Source organism: Ramlibacter sp. MAHUQ-53, from assembly GCF_052600055.1.
Map to the genome: position 1 here is coordinate 35,321 of NZ_JBQWTS010000005.1, position 16,526 is coordinate 51,846.

Annotated in this window: 17 protein-coding genes; 11 read left to right on the forward strand and 6 right to left on the reverse strand. The window is 71.1% G+C overall.

What is annotated here, in order from left to right:
- Positions 1–34: 34 nt before the first annotated feature.
- From ACT80S_RS09005 to ACT80S_RS09015, 3 genes are all read right to left on the reverse strand, one after another.
- Positions 35–535 carry a DUF494 family protein gene (locus tag ACT80S_RS09005; protein WP_377415293.1) on the reverse strand — a complete coding sequence of 167 codons (501 nt, stop codon included), beginning with the start codon at positions 533–535 and terminating at the stop codon, positions 35–37.
- Between the two features lie 76 nt (positions 536–611).
- Entirely contained in the window at positions 612–1,727 is a 1,116-nt protein-coding gene (gene dprA, locus ACT80S_RS09010; RefSeq protein WP_377415294.1) for a DNA-processing protein DprA, read from the reverse strand.
- Between the two features lie 4 nt (positions 1,728–1,731).
- Positions 1,732–2,934 (reverse strand): LysM peptidoglycan-binding domain-containing protein, encoded by a 1,203-nt coding sequence (locus tag ACT80S_RS09015; RefSeq protein ID WP_377415295.1) that lies wholly within the window; start codon positions 2,932–2,934, stop codon positions 1,732–1,734.
- 131 nt (positions 2,935–3,065) lie between these two features.
- Between ACT80S_RS09015 and def the strand changes: the two genes are divergently transcribed.
- The 5 genes from def (at position 3,066) to ACT80S_RS09040 (ending at position 6,866) form a co-directional block, all read left to right on the forward strand.
- Complete coding sequence (gene def / locus ACT80S_RS09020) at positions 3,066–3,578, forward strand: peptide deformylase (protein WP_377415296.1); 513 nt, start codon at positions 3,066–3,068, stop codon at positions 3,576–3,578.
- Between the two features lie 5 nt (positions 3,579–3,583).
- Positions 3,584–4,540, forward strand: coding sequence for a methionyl-tRNA formyltransferase (fmt, locus tag ACT80S_RS09025; protein WP_377415297.1), 957 nt, complete (start codon positions 3,584–3,586; stop codon positions 4,538–4,540).
- The gene (locus tag ACT80S_RS09030) at positions 4,540–5,277 is read left to right on the forward strand and encodes an AzlC family ABC transporter permease (protein WP_377415298.1); all 738 of its coding nucleotides are present in this window, start codon (positions 4,540–4,542) and stop codon (positions 5,275–5,277) included. Before fmt ends, ACT80S_RS09030 begins: the two co-directional genes overlap by 1 nt.
- Positions 5,274–5,609, forward strand: a complete 336-nt coding sequence (locus tag ACT80S_RS09035; protein WP_377415299.1) for an AzlD domain-containing protein — start codon at positions 5,274–5,276, stop codon at positions 5,607–5,609. The genes ACT80S_RS09030 and ACT80S_RS09035 overlap by 4 nt, the downstream gene beginning before the upstream one ends.
- 63 nt (positions 5,610–5,672) lie before the next feature.
- Entirely contained in the window at positions 5,673–6,866 is a 1,194-nt protein-coding gene (locus ACT80S_RS09040; protein WP_377415300.1) for a phosphoglycerate kinase, read from the forward strand.
- A 61-nt stretch (positions 6,867–6,927) separates the two neighbouring features.
- Here the strand turns inward: ACT80S_RS09040 and ACT80S_RS09045 are convergent, their stop codons facing one another.
- The gene (locus ACT80S_RS09045) at positions 6,928–8,013 is read right to left on the reverse strand and encodes a fatty acid desaturase (RefSeq protein ID WP_377415301.1); all 1,086 of its coding nucleotides are present in this window, start codon (positions 8,011–8,013) and stop codon (positions 6,928–6,930) included.
- Positions 8,014–8,189: 176 nt separating this feature from the next.
- Between ACT80S_RS09045 and pyk the strand changes: the two genes are divergently transcribed.
- Positions 8,190–9,623, forward strand: coding sequence for a pyruvate kinase (pyk, locus tag ACT80S_RS09050; RefSeq protein ID WP_377415302.1), 1,434 nt, complete (start codon positions 8,190–8,192; stop codon positions 9,621–9,623).
- Positions 9,624–9,697: 74 nt separating this feature from the next.
- Here pyk and ACT80S_RS09055 read toward each other — a convergent pair whose 3' ends face one another.
- Positions 9,698–11,122, reverse strand: a complete 1,425-nt coding sequence (locus ACT80S_RS09055) for an 8-oxoguanine deaminase (protein WP_377415303.1) — start codon at positions 11,120–11,122, stop codon at positions 9,698–9,700.
- Between the two features lie 125 nt (positions 11,123–11,247).
- Between ACT80S_RS09055 and fba the strand changes: the two genes are divergently transcribed.
- The 3 genes from fba (at position 11,248) to ACT80S_RS09070 (ending at position 13,836) form a co-directional block, all read left to right on the forward strand.
- On the forward strand, positions 11,248–12,312 hold the full coding sequence (fba, locus tag ACT80S_RS09060; RefSeq protein WP_377415304.1) for a class II fructose-bisphosphate aldolase: 1,065 nt from the start codon (positions 11,248–11,250) through the stop codon (positions 12,310–12,312).
- A 72-nt stretch (positions 12,313–12,384) separates the two neighbouring features.
- On the forward strand, positions 12,385–13,293 hold the full coding sequence (locus tag ACT80S_RS09065) for a phosphoribosylaminoimidazolesuccinocarboxamide synthase (RefSeq protein WP_377415305.1): 909 nt from the start codon (positions 12,385–12,387) through the stop codon (positions 13,291–13,293).
- An 84-nt stretch (positions 13,294–13,377) separates the two neighbouring features.
- The gene (locus ACT80S_RS09070; protein WP_377415306.1) at positions 13,378–13,836 is read left to right on the forward strand and encodes an SRPBCC family protein; all 459 of its coding nucleotides are present in this window, start codon (positions 13,378–13,380) and stop codon (positions 13,834–13,836) included.
- 52 nt (positions 13,837–13,888) lie between these two features.
- Here the strand turns inward: ACT80S_RS09070 and trxA are convergent, their stop codons facing one another.
- A complete protein-coding gene (trxA, locus tag ACT80S_RS09075) occupies positions 13,889–14,797 on the reverse strand; it encodes a thioredoxin (RefSeq protein WP_377415307.1) in 909 nt (302 codons plus the stop codon).
- Positions 14,798–14,855: 58 nt separating this feature from the next.
- On the opposite strand from trxA, the gene purE reads away from it, so the two are divergent.
- Both purE and ACT80S_RS09085 read left to right on the forward strand, forming a co-directional pair.
- Positions 14,856–15,350, forward strand: a complete 495-nt coding sequence (gene purE, locus ACT80S_RS09080) for a 5-(carboxyamino)imidazole ribonucleotide mutase (RefSeq protein ID WP_377415308.1) — start codon at positions 14,856–14,858, stop codon at positions 15,348–15,350.
- On the forward strand, positions 15,347–16,516 hold the full coding sequence (locus ACT80S_RS09085; protein ID WP_377415309.1) for a 5-(carboxyamino)imidazole ribonucleotide synthase: 1,170 nt from the start codon (positions 15,347–15,349) through the stop codon (positions 16,514–16,516). Before purE ends, ACT80S_RS09085 begins: the two co-directional genes overlap by 4 nt.
- The last annotated feature ends 10 nt before the right edge of the window (positions 16,517–16,526 follow it).

Genomic DNA, 16,526 nt, shown 5'->3' on the forward strand with positions numbered 1-16,526 from the left:
GAGCGCCGCGCCGGCGTGCCGATGGTGTGCCCGCTCAGTGCGCCAGGCGCGCCGCGGTGTCGTCGCACAGCTCGTCGAGCACCAGGGCGTCGGGCTCGGTGCCGAAGCTCCAGTACACCATCAGCACGATGATCTTGAGCTCGTCGAGCGAGACCGGGTGGCTGGCCGCGGCCATGGCGCGGTCGACGACGATCTCGCGCATGGCGGCCGGCAGCACGCCGGCGGACTCGAGGAAGGTGATGAAGCCCAGGCACTCGGCGCCGAGGCGGTCCTGCTCGGCGATCGAGTAGACACGCAGGCTGTGGGCGGACTGGCGATCGGGGGAGCAGTCGTCCGAGGCGAGCCGTGCGCCCTCGGGCAGCATCTGCCGGGTGGCCTGGGCCGCGAAGTTCAGGCCGTCGAGCCAGACCAGCGCGTCATGGATCTCCTCGGCCTGGAAGCCATGGGCGCTGAGCTTGCGCCCGAGCTGCTCCAGCTCGGGACAGGCGTCGCCGCGCCAGTAGTTTTCGTAGACGAATACCAGCACTTCGAACATGACCCCACTATAAGGCCCGCCGCGCCCGATGCCATGAGCGAAATGCCGCAGGTGTTGCCTTCGCGCAAAAGGCTTTTCAGGCTGCAGCCGCGCGCTGGAACAGCCCGCCTGCGAGCCGCACCACCGCCCCCTGGAGTTCGAGTTCGAGCAGGCGCGCCTGCAGTTGCGGGGTGGGCAGCCCGGTGCGCGCGGTGAGCGCGTCGAGCGAGGCCGGGTCGAAGCCCAGGGCCTCGAGCAGTCCGTCCTCCGGCGGCTCGTGCGGGTCGGCGGCCACCGGGTCCGGCGCGCAGCGTTGCGGCGCCAGCTCCCCGAGCACGTCCTGCGCGTTCTCCACCAGCGTGGCGCCCTGCCGGATCAGGGCATGGCAGCCCCGCGACAGCGGTGAATGGATCGAGCCCGGGATGGCGAATACCTCGCGGCCCTGCTCGCTGGCGCAGCGCGCCGTCACCAGTGAGCCGGAACGCAGGGCCGCTTCCACCACCAGCGTGCCGCCCGAGAGGGCGGCGATGAGCCGGTTGCGCCGCGGGAAGTTGGCGGGCAGCGGCGGCGTGCCCAGGGGGTACTCGCCCACCAGGCGCCCGCGCGCCGCGATGCGGCGGGCGAGGTCCAGGTGGGCGCGGGGGTAGACGCGGTCCAGGCCCGTGCCCACCACCGCGATCGTGGCGCAGGGCAGGTCGCTGCCCGCGCCCTCGAGCGCGCCCTCGTGGGCCGCCGCGTCGATGCCCAGCGCCAGGCCCGAGACCACGCACCAGCCCGCCTGCGCGAAGCTGCGCGCGAACTGGCGGGCGTGGTCCTGGCCCTGCGGCGTGGGGTTGCGGCTGCCGACCACGGCGATGGCCTCGGGCCAGGGCGCGTCGGGCTGCTCGCCGGCCACCCACAGCAGCAGGGGCGGGTCCGCGGTGTGCAGCAGGGCGGGCGGGTAGGTGGCGTCGGCCAGGCTCAGGACGCGGCGGCGCGCCGGGTCCGCCGCGAGCCAGGCGGCGCAGGCGGTGGCCTGGGCGTCGAGGGCCTCACTGGGTTCGCGCAGGGCGGTGAGCTGCGCGGGCGAGAGCAGGTGCGAGAGCTCGGCGTCCGGGGCGTCGAGCACCTGCTGCGGCAGCCCGAAAGCGGCCAGCAGCCGGCGCGCGGCGGTGCCACCGAGGCGGGGCGCCAGCGCCAGCCGGAGCCACCCGGAAAGCTCGCCGGCGTCCACGCGCTCAGCGTGGGTTGGCCAGGCGGTCGCCCACCCGCACACCGTCGCTGGTCTGCAGGATCAGGGCGTACGAGACTTTCTCGAAGGTGCGGAACACCATCAGCAGGCCGTTGCGCTCGTCCGGCAGCTGCAGGGTCTCCTTGCGGCCCTCGGTGCGGTCGGTCACCTGGCCGCCGCGCTTGAGGATGGCCAGCACATGGCCGCTGACCATGCCGTCGGCCGCGCCCTTGTTGATGGCGACGACCTGGTTCTGGCCGGCCATGCCCACGCTGCTGCCGTACATGGAGACGATGGCCCCGCCCTCGATGGGTTTCTCCGGCGCGCGCGGGGTGTAGTTCACCAGCTGGGTCGGCGGCTCGGGCAGCAGCCGGTCGCCGGTGCGCATTTCCTCGCGGGCGGCCACGATGTCCAGGGTGGCGGGCACCGGCAGGGTCTGCGCGTCGCGGCCCTCGGTGCGGGTGGTCTGGCTGCCCTCGCCGCGCGCCAGCACGGCGCGCCCGAGGTACTGGGCCTCCTGGCCCAGCACCGCGCCGGTGACCGGGTCGACCAGGGCGCGGGTGCTGCGGAACACGCGGAAGGCGGGCAGGGGCCCGGTGGCGGGCTCGGCCAGGGGCTGGCCCGAGGGGCCGCGGGCGTAGGCGCGGTCGCCGCGGGTGATCAGCACGCGGCCCTCGGTGGCGGCGACCAGGCGCGGGGCGCGCGCCAGCGTCTCCTCATCGACGACCAGGGGCTCGGCCAGGAAGGGTTCGATCAGGTGCGGCTTCAGCGTGGGCAGCGCGGTGTCTCCCAGGGGCTGGCTGCGCACCCGGGGCGACAGGCGCACGGTGGGCACCGGCGAGCCGTCGGGGGCGCCCTCGGCCCGCAGGAAGGCGCGGCCGTCGCGCTTTTCCAGGACCAGCACCTGGCCGGGGTAGATCAGGTGGGGGTTGCGGATCGTCTGCAGGTTCATGCCCCACAGCTCAGGCCAGCGCCAGGGCCGCACCAGGTACAGCCCGGAGATGTCCCACAGCGTGTCGCCGCGCTGGACGGTGTAGCGGTCCGGGGCGTTGGGTGACAGCTCGGACAGTGGGACACCCGCCTGCGCCACCTGCTGCGCGGTGGCCCGCTGGGCCCCTGTGATCGGGTAGTTCTGGGCTGCCGCGGCCTGGGCCATGCAGGCAGCCACCAGGGCGATCGCGATCGCGCCGGGGCGCATCGTTGCCTTCATTGGTGTGTTCCCCTTCTTGGTCTTTGGCCGATTCTGCGCCCAAGCCCCGGCAACGGCAACGTTTGGTTCTCACCTTGGGCGGCAATGGCTCTCAAAGTGGGGGAAAATGGCGACAGTTCTGCCCCGATCCCATGGCCCTGCTCCCCATCCTCGTCTATCCCGATCCCCGCCTGCACACCGTCGCCAAGCCGGTGGCGGCCGTCGACGACCGCATCCGCCAGCTGGTGGCCGACATGCGCGAGACCATGTATGACGCCAACGGCATTGGCCTGGCGGCCACCCAGGTGGACGTGCATGAGCGCGTCGTCGTCGTCGACACCTCCGAGGACCGCGACCAGCCCATGGCGCTGATCAACCCCGAGATCATCTGGGCCAGCGACGAGAAGCGCGTCGGCGAGGAGGGCTGCCTGTCGGTGCCCGGCATCTACGACGGCGTCGAGCGCTCGATCGCCGTGAAGGTGCGCGCCCTCGACGAGAACGGCCAGGAGCGCGTGATCGAGGCCGAGGGCCTGACCGCGGTGTGCATCCAGCACGAGCTGGACCACCTCTTGGGCAAGGTCTTCGTCGAGTACCTCTCGCCCCTCAAGCGCAACCGCATCAAGACCAAGCTGGTCAAGTCCCGCCGCGAGGCGGTGCGGCTCTGACCACCGTGCGCGTCGTCTTCGCCGGCACCCCGGAGTTCGCCCGCCTGGCGCTGGAGCGACTGCACGCTGCGGGTTTCGAGATTCCCCTGGTCCTCACCCAGCCTGACCGCCCGGCCGGGCGCGGCATGAAGCTGCAGGCCTCGCCGGTCAAGCAGTTCGCGGTGGACCACGGCATCCCGGTCTCGCAGCCCCTCAGCCTTCGCCTGGACGGCAAGTATCCCGAGGACGCCGCCGCTGCCCGCGGCGCGCTGGAGGCGGCCCGTCCCGACGTCATGGTGGTCGCCGCCTACGGCCTGATCCTGCCGCAGTGGACGCTGGACCTGCCGCGGGCCGGCTGCCTGAACATCCATGCCTCGCTGCTGCCCCGGTGGCGCGGCGCCGCGCCGATCCACCGCGCCATCGAGGCCGGCGACGCCGAGACCGGCGTGACCATCATGCAGATGGACGCCGGCCTGGACACCGGCGACATGCTGCTCGTCGAGCGCCTGCCGATCGCGGCCGGCGACACCACCGGCAGCCTGCATGACAAGGTGGCCGACCTGGGCGCGCGCATGATCGTCGAGGCCCTGGAGCGGGTCGCCCGCGGCGGCCTGCGCCCGGTGCCCCAGCCCGCCGAGGGCGTGACCTACGCGCACAAGATCGAGAAGGCCGAGGCCCAGGTCGACTGGTCGCTGCCGGCGGAGTTGATCGAGCGCCGCGTGCGCGCCTTCGACCCCTTCCCCGGCGCCGCCACCCACCTGGGCGGCGAGGCCGTCAAGATCTGGGGAGCCGCCCTCGCGGCGGGCGCGGGCCGGCCCGGCACGGTTCTGGCCGTGGAGGCCGACGGCATCACCGTGGCCTGCGGCGAGGGCGCGCTGCGCCTCACCCAGCTGCAGCGCGCCGGCGGCAAGCGACTGGGCGTCGCCGACTTCCTGCGCGGCTTCCCGCTGGCCGCGGGCCAGCGTTTCGGCGAGGCCGCCTGATGTTCTGGGAGCGGGCGCTGCGCGAGCACCCGGAGTTCCGGGCCGGCCTGCGCAGCATGTCGCCGCAGGCGCCGGGCATCGCGGCCTGGGGGCTCATGACCGGCGTGGCCATGGTCAAGTCGGGCCTGTCGCTGGTGGAGGCGCTGTCCATGGCGCTGTTCGTCTTCGCGGGCAGCTCGCAGCTGGCCTCCCTGCCGCTGCTGGTGGCCGGCGCGCCGGCCTGGGTGGTCCTGGCCACCGGCTTCTGCGTGAACCTGCGCTTCGTGGTCTTCAGCCTGCACCTGCGCCCGTACATGATGCACATGCCGCTGCTGCGGCGCCTGGTCACCGGCTACCTGACCACGGACATGACCTATGTGCTGCACACCAAGCGCTACCCGCATCCCCCGGCCGACGACCCGCAGGAGCGCCTGGCCCAGGAGGCCTTCATGGCCGGCAATGCCGGCATGAACTGGGTCGCCTGGATGCTCCCCAGCCTGGCCGGCATCGCCCTGGCCAACTTCGTGCCCACGCACTGGGGCCTGGGCTTTGCCGGCATCCTGTGCCTGATCGGCATCCAGCTGTCGCTGGCGACCAGCCGGCTGCGCGTCATCGCGATGGCGGTCGCCGGCATCACCGCGGTGGCCACCTATGCGTTGCCGCTCAAGTTGAACATCGTCGCCGCGATCGGCGTGGCGGTGCTGGTCTGCCTCACGCTCGAAAGCCGGGAGCGTGTCCGGCAGCAGGAGGCCCCATGAGGCAGACCGACCTCTGGACCATGGCGGTCATCCTCGGCCTGGCCGTGGTGACCGTGGTGGCGCGCGGCTTCTTCTTCATCTCCAGCCGCGACTGGTCGCTGCCCGAGTGGGCCGAGCGCGGCCTGCAGTACGCGCCCATCGCCGCCCTCTCGGCCGTGGTGCTGCCCGAGGTCGTGATGGCCCAGGGCCACCTGGTGCCCACCTGGCAGGACGCCCGCATCTTCGGGGCCGCGGTGGGGGTGGCGGTGTTCTTCTGGCGCCGCGACACGCTCCTGACCATCATCGCCGGCATGGCGGTGTACCTGCCGCTGCACCTCGGCCTGGGCTGGTAACGGTTCCGGACCCGGGGCGTCAGCCGGGTTTCCTAAAATGGCGGGTTCTCCAAGGGACCGACCATGAACATCCTCCGCTTCTCCGATCTGTGCGCCCAGGGCAAGGCCCGCGGCCAACGCGTCTTCATCCGCGCCGACCTGAACGTGCCCCAGGACGACGCCGGGAACATCACCGAGGACACCCGCATCCGCGCCTCCATCCCCTGCATCCAGCTGGCCCTGGACGCCGGCGCGGCGGTGATGGTCACCTCCCACCTGGGCCGCCCCACCGAGGGCGAGTTCAAGCCCGAGGACTCGCTGGCGCCCGTCGCCAAGCGCATGGCCGAACTCCTGGGCCGCGAGGTGCCGCTGGTGTCCGACTGGGTCGAGGGCGTGCAGGTCGCGCCCGGCTCCGTGGTGCTGCTGGAAAACTGCCGCCTGAACAAGGGCGAGAAGAAGAACAACCCCGAGCTGGCCCAGAAGATGGCCGCCCTGTGCGACATCTTCGTGCACGACGCCTTCGGCACCGCGCACCGCGCCGAGGCCTCCACCTACGGCATCGCCCAATTCGCCAAGGTGGCCTGCGCCGGCCCGCTGCTGGCCGCCGAGATCGACGCCATCTCCAAGGCCCTGGCCAACCCGAAGCGCCCGCTGGCCGCCATCGTGGCCGGCTCCAAGGTCTCGACCAAGCTGACCATCCTGAAGTCGCTGTCCGCCAACGTGGACCAGCTGATCGTGGGCGGCGGCATCGCCAACACCTTCATGCTGGCCGCCGGCCTGAAGATCGGCAAGTCGCTGGCCGAGGCCGACCTGGTCGCCGAGGCCAAGGCCGTGATCGAGGCCATGAAGGCCCGCGGCGCCGAGGTGCCGATCCCCACCGACGTGGTGGTGGCCAAGGCCTTCGCCGCCGACGCCCCGGCCACCGTCAAGGCGGCCACCGAGGTGGCCGACGACGACCTGATCCTGGACATCGGCCCGCAGACCGCCGCCAGGCTGGCCGCGCAGCTCAAGGCCTGCGGCACCATCGTCTGGAACGGCCCGGTGGGCGTGTTCGAGTTCGACGCCTTCGCCAAGGGCACCGAGACCATCGCCCGCGCCATCGCCGAGTCCAGCGCCTTCAGCATCGCCGGCGGCGGCGACACCCTGGCGGCCATCGCCAAGTACGGCATCGAGAAGGACGTGGGCTACATCTCCACCGGCGGCGGCGCCTTCCTCGAGGTGCTGGAGGGCAAGACCCTGCCGGCGTTCGAGATCCTCGAGAAGCGCGCGGCGGGCTGATCGCCCCCGCACCAAAGACAAAGGGGCCCGCGGGCCCCTTTGTCGTTGTCGTTCCGTCGGGTCAGGCCGGCAAGGCCGCCGGCTGGCTCGTCGCCCGCCCGGCGTAGTCGGTCCAGCAGCGACGGGTGAAGTCGTACAGCTTGCAGGCGCGCGCCGTCTGGAAGTACCAGCGCCAGGAGAAGCGCTGGACCACGATGCGGCCCGGCAGCAGTTCCTCGAGCTTGTCCTGCGCCTGCTTCAGGCGGTACAGCGGGATGCTCATGTCCACGTGGTGGGCGGTGTGCTCCATGATGTGGTGCATCAGCGCGCCGATCCGGAAGGGGAAGGTCAGGTGCACCGTGGTCGACACGAAGGGCTGGGCCTTCTGCCAGGCGGCGCGGTCGTCGTGCCAGGAGACCTTCACGTGCGTGTGGTGGACGTAGACGACGAAGCCGATCATCGAGCACCAGAACAGGAAGGGCAGCACGAAGCCGGTGACCAGCAGCAGCGCGATCGACTGGCCGGTCGCGGCAGCCGCGGCCACCAGGCCGCCGAGCCACACCAGGCCGGCGACGGAGACCAGCAGGTTGTCCCACAGGAACACCGGGCGGCGCGAAGGCATCTGCTTGCGCGAGGGGAAGAACATCTTCTTCCACCAGATCTCGATGAAGTAGTACAGGCCCGGGGCCCAGCCGCTGCGGTAGGCGCGGTCCAGGGCGCGCTGCACCGGCGTCATGGCCGCGAACTCGGCGGCGGTGGCCGGGGCCCAGACGAAGTCCACGCCCTTGAGGTTGGTGAAGCCGTGGTGCACCACGTTGTGCCCCGCATCCCACAGGCTGTAGGGCGTGAGCGAGGGCAGGAAGGCGATGCGGCCCAGCCACTTGTTCAGGCGGCGGTGCGGCGTCAGGCTCTGGTGGCAGGCGTCATGGCCGATGATGAACAGGCGGCCGATCACGAAGCCGGCGGCCAGCCCCAGCAGGGCCTTGGCCCACCAGGCCTCGACGGCGATCACGCCCGCCAGCAGCGCCGCGAACAGCGCATAGTCCAGCGCGAGCAGGACGAAGGCGCGCAGCGTGGTGCGTTGCGACAGGGGGATGAGCCACTCGCGGATGATCTTGCGATGCGGCAGGGGGGCTTCGGGAGGCAGCGGCTGCGGATGGGGAGTCATGGAATCTTGGCAAACACGGGTAAACCCGTGGATGGTAAACACGTCCACTTACAGATTCGATGACCTGGATCAACCGGGGCGCCGGAGCGCGCTGGTAACCGCGCTGTAACCGGCGCCACGGCGCGCGTGTGAGAATGCCCGCGCAGAGACAATCCTCAACCCCGGAAACAACCACCATGGCCCGTAGAGCCACCAAGATCGTCGCCACCCTCGGCCCCGCCTCCAGCGACCCCCAACTCCTCGAACAGATGATCCGCGCCGGCGTGAATGTCGTGCGCCTGAATTTCAGCCACGGCAAGGCGCAGGACCACATCGACCGGGCCCGCCTCGTGCGCGAGGCCTCCCGCCGCGCCGGCCGCGAGGTGGCCATCATGGCCGACCTGCAGGGCCCCAAGATCCGCGTGGGCAAGTTCGCCGAGGGCAAGGTCCTGCTCGAGCCGGGCATGAAATTCGTGCTCGACGCCTCGCGCACCGAGCCCGGCGACCTCGCCGGCGTGGGCCTGGACTACAAGGAGCTGCCGCGCGACGTGAAGCCCGGCGACACCCTCCTGCTGAACGACGGCCTGATCGTGCTGATCGTCGACCATGTGGACGGCGACAAGGTCCACACCACCGTCAAGCTCGGCGGCGAGCTGTCCAACAACAAGGGCATCAACAAGATGGGCGGCGGCCTCACCGCGCCGGCGCTCACGGCCAAGGACATGGAGGACATCCGTACCGCCATGAGCTTCCAAGCCGACTACGTGGCGGTGAGCTTCCCCAAGAACGCCACCGACATGGAGATGGCGCGCCAGCTGTGCAACGTGGCCGCCGCCGAATTCCGCCACAAGCCGGGGCTGATCGCCAAGATCGAGCGGGCCGAGGCGATCCCGAACCTGGAGTCCATCCTCAAGGCCAGCGACGGCATCATGGTCGCCCGCGGCGACCTCGCCGTGGAGGTGGGCAATGCCGCCGTGCCGGCGCTGCAAAAACGCATGATCCGGCTGGCCCGCGAGCATGACAAGGTGGTGATCACCGCCACGCAGATGATGGAGTCCATGATCACCAACCCGGTGCCCACCCGCGCCGAGGTGAGCGACGTGGCGAACGCCGTGCTCGATGGCACCGACGCGGTGATGCTCAGCGCCGAGACCGCCGCCGGCAAGTACCCGCTGGAGACGGTCGTCGAGATGGCCAACATCTGCGCCGAGGCCGAGCGCGCCGAGGACGTGCAGCTCGATGCCGATTTCCGCGGCATGGATTTCCACCGCATCGACCAGTCCATCGCCATGGGCGCGCTGTTCACCGCGCACCACCTGGGCTGCAAGGCCATCGTGGCGCTCACGGACACCGGCTCCACCGCGCTGTGGATGTCGCGCCACCGCATCCACGTCCCGATCTACGCGCTCACGCCCAAGCTGGCGACGCAGCGCAAGATGGCGCTGTATCGCAACGTGCGCCCGCTGCTGGTGGACCAGAGCGCCGAGCGCGACACCGCGCTGGCCGAGGCCGAGGGGCACCTGAAGCAGCGCGGCATCGTCACCGGCGGCGACATCTACGTGATCACCTGCGGTGACCGCATGGGCAACCCCGGCGGCACCAACATGCTGAAGGTGCTGCGGGCCACCTGACCGCCCCCCCCGGCCGCTCCCCGCGGGGAGGGGCGGGCGTGGAAACCGCGGAGGGCGAGGCCGCCCGCCCGCCTTCAGCGCGCGGCCTGCGCCAGTTCCACGGCCAGCCGGTTGTGCCGCTCCAGCAGCGGCGCCAGGTCCACGGTGGCCAGGCGCCCGTCCTTCACCACCCGCCGGCCATGGACCACCACGTGGTCGGCCTGCGGGCTGGCGCAGAGCAGCAGCGCGGCCACCGGGTCGTGCACTGCGCCGCCGGCCATGGCCAGCGTGTCCAGGCGGAACAGGGCGAAGTCGGCGCACAGGCCCGGCGCGAGCCGGCCGATGTCCGTGCGCCCCAGCACCTGCGCGCCGCCGCGCGTGGCCAGTCGCAGGGCATCGCGGGCCGTCATCTCGGCGGGGCCGAGGTCGCAGCCGAAGAAGGTGCGGCCCTCGCGCTGCACCGGCGGCTGCAGCGCCCGGCCGACGCGCGCCAGCAGCATGGCCTGGCGCGCCTCGTTGACCAGGTGCGCGGCGTCGTTGCTGGCGCTGCCATCCACCCCCAGGCCCACCGGCACGCCGGCGTCCAGCATGCGGCGCACCGGCGCGATGCCGCTGGCCAGGCGCATGTTGCTGCAGGGGCAGTGGGCGACGCCGGTGCGGGTGGCGGCGAACAGCGAGATGCCCTCGTCGTCCAGCTTCACGCAGTGGGCATGCCAGACGTCGTCGCCCAGCCAGCCCAGGTCCTGGGCGTACTGCGCCGGCGTGCAGCCGAACTTCTCGGCGCTGTAGGCGATGTCGTGGTCGTTCTCGGCCAGGTGGGTGTGCAGGCGCACGCCGTGGGCGCGGGCCAGGGCCGCCGTCTCGCGCATCAGGTCGCGGCTCACGGAGAAGGGCGAGCACGGCGCCAGGGCCACCTGCACCATCGCGCCGTGCGAGGCGTCGTGGTACTGCTCGATCAGGCGCTGGCTGTCCTTCAGGATCGCGGCCTCGTCCTCCACCACCCGGTCCGGCGGCAGGCCGCCCTGGCTGCGGCCTACGCTCATGCTGCCGCGGGTGGCGGTGAAGCGCATGCCGATGGCCTGCGCGGCGCGGATGCTGTCGTCCAGCCGCACGCCATTGGGGTAGATGTACAGGTGGTCGCTGCTGGTGGTGCAGCCCGAGAGCAGCAGTTCGGCCATGGCGACCTGGGTCGAGACCTCGACCATCTCCGGCGTCAGGCCGGCCCAGATCGGGTAGAGACCCTGCAGCCAGGAGAACAGCTCGGCGTCCTGCACCGCGGGGATGGCGCGGGTCAGGCTCTGGTACATGTGGTGGTGGGTGTTGACCAGGCCCGGCACCACCAGGTGGGCGCGGGCGTCGATCACCTCGTCGGCCCCGTCGCCGACCTCGGCGGCCGGGCCGATGGCCTCGATCCGGTGGCCGCGCACGCGGATGGAGGCGTCCTTCAGTTCGGTGCCGGCCTCGTCGGCGGTGAAGACATGACGGGCATTCTTGATCAGGAGCGTGCGTTCGGCGGTCATGCCCGGATTGTGTCCGCAGGTGTTACGAACCCCGGCCGGGTGGGTCGGCGGCTAAAATCGGGTGAGTTACCGGGCGGTTACATGGCCCGGAAAGCCGCCTTCGAAACTCTCCACTGGACTGCACCATGCCTCTCGTTTCCATGCGCGAACTGCTGGACCACGCCGCCGAAAACGGCTACGGGATCCCGGCCTTCAACGTCAACAACCTCGAACAGGTCCAGGCCGTGATGGAAGCCGCCAAGGAAACCGGCGCGCCGGTGATCCTGCAGGCCAGCGCCGGCGCCCGCAAGTACGCCGGCGAGGCCTTCATCAAGCACCTGATCCAGGCCGCCATCGAGGCCTATCCCACCATCCCGCTGGTGATGCACCAGGACCACGGCCAGAACCCCGACGTCTGCAAGGGCGCCATCGACCTGGGCTTCTCCTCGGTCATGATGGACGGCAGCCTCGAGGCCGACGGCAAGACCATCGCCTCCTACGACTACAACGTGGAAGTCACCCGCAAGGTGGTGGACATGGCCCACCCCCTGGGCATCACCGTCGAAGGCGAGCTGGGCTGCCTGGGCTCGCTCGAGACCATGCAGGGCGACAAGGAAGACGGCCATGGCACCGACGCCGTGATGACCCGCGAGCAGCTGCTCACCGACCCGGAGCAGGCCGCCGACTTCGTCAAGCGCACCCAGCTCGACGCCCTGGCCATCGCCATCGGCACCAGCCACGGCGCCTACAAGTTCAGCCGCAAGCCCACCGGCGACATCCTGGCGATCGACCGCATCAAGGAAATCAACCGCCGCATCCCCAACACCCACCTGGTGATGCACGGCTCCTCCAGCGTCCCGCAGGAGCTGCTGGCGATCATCCGCCAGTACGGCGGCGCCATGAAGGAAACCTACGGCGTGCCCGTCGAGGAAATCCAGGAAGCCATCAAGTACGGCGTGCGCAAGATCAACATCGACACCGACATCCGCCTGGCCATGACCGGCGCGGTGCGCAAGTTCCTGCACGAGAACCCCGAGAAGTTCGACGCCCGCGAGTGGCTCAAGCCCGCCCGCGAGGCCGCCAAGCAGGTGTGCAAGGCCCGCTACCTGGAATTCGGCTGCGAAGGCCAGGCCGGCAAGATCAAGGCCCACAGCCTGCAGGTCGTGGCCGCCAAGTACGCCCAGGGCGAGCTGGCCCAGGTGGTGAACTGATCCCGGTCGCTCCCTTGCGATAATCAACGGCCCGCTGACCGCGGGCCGTTTGCGTTTCCAGAAGGCCCTGCCATGACTTCCGCCCTGCATACCTCCTCGCTGACCTCCCTGCCGCTGCTGGCCCGCGGCAAGGTGCGTGACAACTACGCCGTCGGCGACGACCGCATCCTGATGGTGGCCACCGACCGCCTCTCCGCCTTCGACGTGATCATGGGCGAGCCCATTCCCGGCAAGGGCGAGCTGCTGACGCACATGGCGCTGTTCTGGTTCGGCAAGCTGGCCCATGTCTGCCCGAACCACCTCACCGGCGAGCTGCCCGAGAGCGTGGTCACTTCCGCCGAATGCAACCAGGTGATCGGCCGCTCCATGCTGGTCAAGCGCCTGAAGCCGATCCCGGTCGAGGCCGTGGTGCGCGGCTACCTCGCCGGCAGCGGCTGGAAGGAGTACCAGGAGTCGCAGTCGGTGTGCGGCGTGAAGCTGCCCGCCGGCCTGACCAACGCGGCCCGCCTGCCCGAGCCGATCTACACCCCCGCGGCCAAGGCCGCCGTGGGCGAGCACGACGAGAACATCACCTTCGAGCGCACCGTGGAAATGATCGGCCCCGACCTGGCCGCCCGCATCCGCGACATCAGCATCCAGCTTTACAAGGAGGCCGCCGAGATCGCCCTGAAGAAGGGCCTGATCATCGCGGACACCAAGTTCGAGTTCGGCCTCGACGAAAAGGGCCAGCTGGTGCTGATGGACGAGGTCCTCACGCCCGACTCCTCCCGCTACTGGCCGGTGGAGGGCTATGAAGAGGCCGCCGCGCAGGGCGCCAACCCGCCCAGCTACGACAAGCAGTTCGTGCGTGACTGGCTGGAGCAGGTCCGCCTGAACGGCAAGCCCTGGGACAAGACGCCCCCGGCGCCGCGCCTGCCGCAGGACGTGATCGAGAAGACGGCGGCCAAGTACCGTGAGGCGCTGGAGCGGCTCACGGGTTAACGCCGGCAGGTCCCGGCGCGGGGGTGCGCCGCGCGCCCGCGCCCGCGCACAATGGCGAGGCTTTTCCCTCCCAGGAGCTTTGCCATGGCCTCACCGACCTCGACCTCCAGCGTCCGCTTCCACCGCGTCCTGCGCTGCCCCCCGGAGCGCGTCTACCGCGCCTTCCTCGACGCCGAGGCGCTGGTCAAATGGCTGCCGCCCGACGGGTTCACCGCCCGCATGCACCAGCAGGATGCGGTGGCCGGCGGCTCCTACCGGATGTCGTTCACCCATTTCGCCTCGGGTCATGTCCATGCGTTCGGCGGCAGCTACCTCGAACTGGTGCCCCATGAGCGCCTGCGCTACACCGCGCGCTTCGACGACCCGCAGCTGCCCGGCGAGATGCAGACCACGGTGACGCTCACCGCCGTGGCGCGCGGGACCGAGGTGTCCATCGTGCAGGAGGGCATCCCGGCCGCCATCCCCGCCGACGACTGCTACCTCGGCTGGCAGGACTCGCTGGCCCTCCTGGGGCGGCTGGTCGAGGAGTCGGGCCCGGCGTAGCCGCGCCTCGGCCGCCCGCCCGGCCGGCGGGGGCGGGCCGGGGCGTGTCCCCTCAGCTCAGGATCGCGCTGGAGAGGCGGCGCCGGTAGGTGGCCACCGTCGGGTCGTCCGGCGGGATCTGGCCCTCGGCCACCTTGGGCCGGGGCGGCTCGATCAGGTCCAGTACCGCGATGTAGGCCTTGCGCGCGGCTTCCTCGTTCCAGGACTTGTCCCGCATCAGGATCTCGAGCAGTTCGTCCATGGCCTCGGTCCACTTGCCGTGCGCCATCAGCAGGCGGGCGCGGTCGAAGCGGGCCGGGAAGTCGCGGCGGTTGGCCGCGATGCGCGAATCCAGGTCGACCAGGGCCTCCATCTGCGCGCCCTTCGACAGGGCGAAGTCCATGGCGTCCATCTGGCGCTGCAGCGAGTCGAGCTTGCGCACGGCCGGGGCCTTGGCGATCACCGGGGCGAAGGCGACCTTGGCGTCGTCCAGGCGGCCGGCCAGGAGCAGGGCCTTCACGTAGTCGAAGCGGGCGTCGTCGTTGTCCGGGGCGGCCTCGGCGGCCTGGCGCAGGGCGGCGATCGCCTCCTCGCTGCCGGCCGGGGCGGCGGGCGCCGCAGCCTCCTCCTCGAAGGCCTCGTCGGCCACGGCATCGCCGGGCGGCAGGTGCTTGTCCAGGAACTCCCGCACCTGGCCTTCGGGCAGCGCGCCCATGAAGCCGTCGACCGGGCGGCCGCCCATGAGGAGGATACAGGTCGGGATGCTGCGGATGCCGAAGGCGCCGGCGAGCTGCTGCTCCTGGTCGGAGTCGATCTTCACCAGCTTGAAGCGGCCGCCGTAGTCGGCTTCCAGCTTTTCCAGCAGCGGCCCGATGACCTTGCAGGGGCCGCACCAGGGCGCCCAGAAGTCCACCAGCACGGGCACTTCCATGGAGGCGGCGATGACCTCCTGCTCAAAGTTTTCCAGGGTGACGTCGATCATTCGGGCTTGTTCGGGGGTTGGAACTTAAAATTCATGCCTTTTCCCCTTGAAGGCAGGCATGAGCACGGTACAGGTTGGCGTCGTCATGGGTTCCGGCAGCGACTGGGACACCATGCAGAACGCAGTCGCGATTCTCCAGGAATTCGGCGTCGCGCATGAGGCCCGCGTGGTCTCGGCGCACCGCATGCCCGACGACATGTTTGCCTACGCCGAGGCGGCGGCCGGCCGCGGCCTGAAGGCCATCATCGCCGGCGCCGGCGGCGCCGCCCACCTGCCCGGCATGATCGCCGCCAAGACCACCGTCCCGGTGCTGGGCGTGCCGGTCGCCAGCAAGCACCTGCAGGGCGTGGATTCGCTCCACAGCATCGTGCAGATGCCCAAGGGCATCCCCGTCGCCACCTTCGCCATCGGCGTGGCCGGCGCGGCCAACGCCGCGCTGTTCGCCGTGGCGATGCTCGCCACCGACGACCCGGCCCTGCGCGCCAGGCTCGACGCCTACCGCCAGAAGCAGTCGGACGTCGCCCGCAACACCACCCTGCCGCCCAGCGCATGACCGCTCGCCCGACCCTCCTGCCCGGTGCCACCCTCGGCGTGATGGGCGGCGGCCAGCTGGGCCGCATGTTCGTCCACGCCGCCCAGCGCATGGGGTACTTCACCGCGGTGCTCGACCCCGACGCGGTGAGCCCGGCCGGCCGGGTCAGCCACCACCACCTGCACGCCGACTACCTCGACGACAAGGGCCTGGCCGAGCTGGCCCGGGTGGCCGACGCCATCACCACCGAATTCGAGAACGTGCCGGCCCAGGCCCTGCGCCAGCTGGCGGCGCACCGCCCCGTCGCCCCCGCGGGCGACGCGGTGGCCATCGCCCAGGACCGCGCCGCCGAGAAGGCCCACTTCACGAGGTGCGGCGTGCCGGTGGCCCCGCATGCCGTGATCGAGACGCCCGAGCAGCTCGCTGCCGTGGGCGACGCCCTGCTGCCCGGCATCCTCAAGACCGCCCGCCTCGGCTACGACGGCAAGGGCCAGGTGCGCGTGTCCACCCGCGAGGAGCTGGCCGCCGCCTGGGAGGGCCTGCGCCGCGTGCCCTGCGTGCTCGAGAAGATGCTGCCCCTGGCCGCCGAGTGCTCGGTGGTGGTGGCGCGCGGCGCCGATGGCGCCATGGTGAACCTGCCGCCCCAGCGCAACCTGCACCGCGGCGGCATCCTGGCCGTGACCGAGGTGTTCGACGGCATCCTGCCGCCGGCGCGCGCGCAGCAGGCCATCGCCGCCACGAAATCCATCGCCGAGGGCCTGGGCTACGTCGGCGTGCTGTGCGTCGAGTTCTTCGTGCTGCAGGACGGCTCGCTGGTGGTCAACGAGATGGCCCCACGCCCCCACAACAGCGGCCACTGGAGCATGGACGCCTGCGACTGCTCTCAGTTCGAGCTGCAGGTACGCACGCTCGCCGGCCTGCCCCTGGTGCAGCCGCGCCAGCACAGCCCCGCGATCATGCTGAACCTGCTGGGGGACCTGTGGTTCCGCGCTGGCGACACCGCGGCCCGCGAGCCCGAGTGGGCCGCCGTGCTGTCCCTGCCCGGCGCGCACCTGCACCTGTACGGCAAGACCGAGGCCCGCGCCGGCCGCAAGATGGGCCACCTCACCTTCACCGGCGCCACCGCCGTGGCGGTGCGCGAGTCGGCCCTCAAGGCCTGCGCCCTCCTCGGCCTCGAGCCGTTCTGAGCGGCGGCCG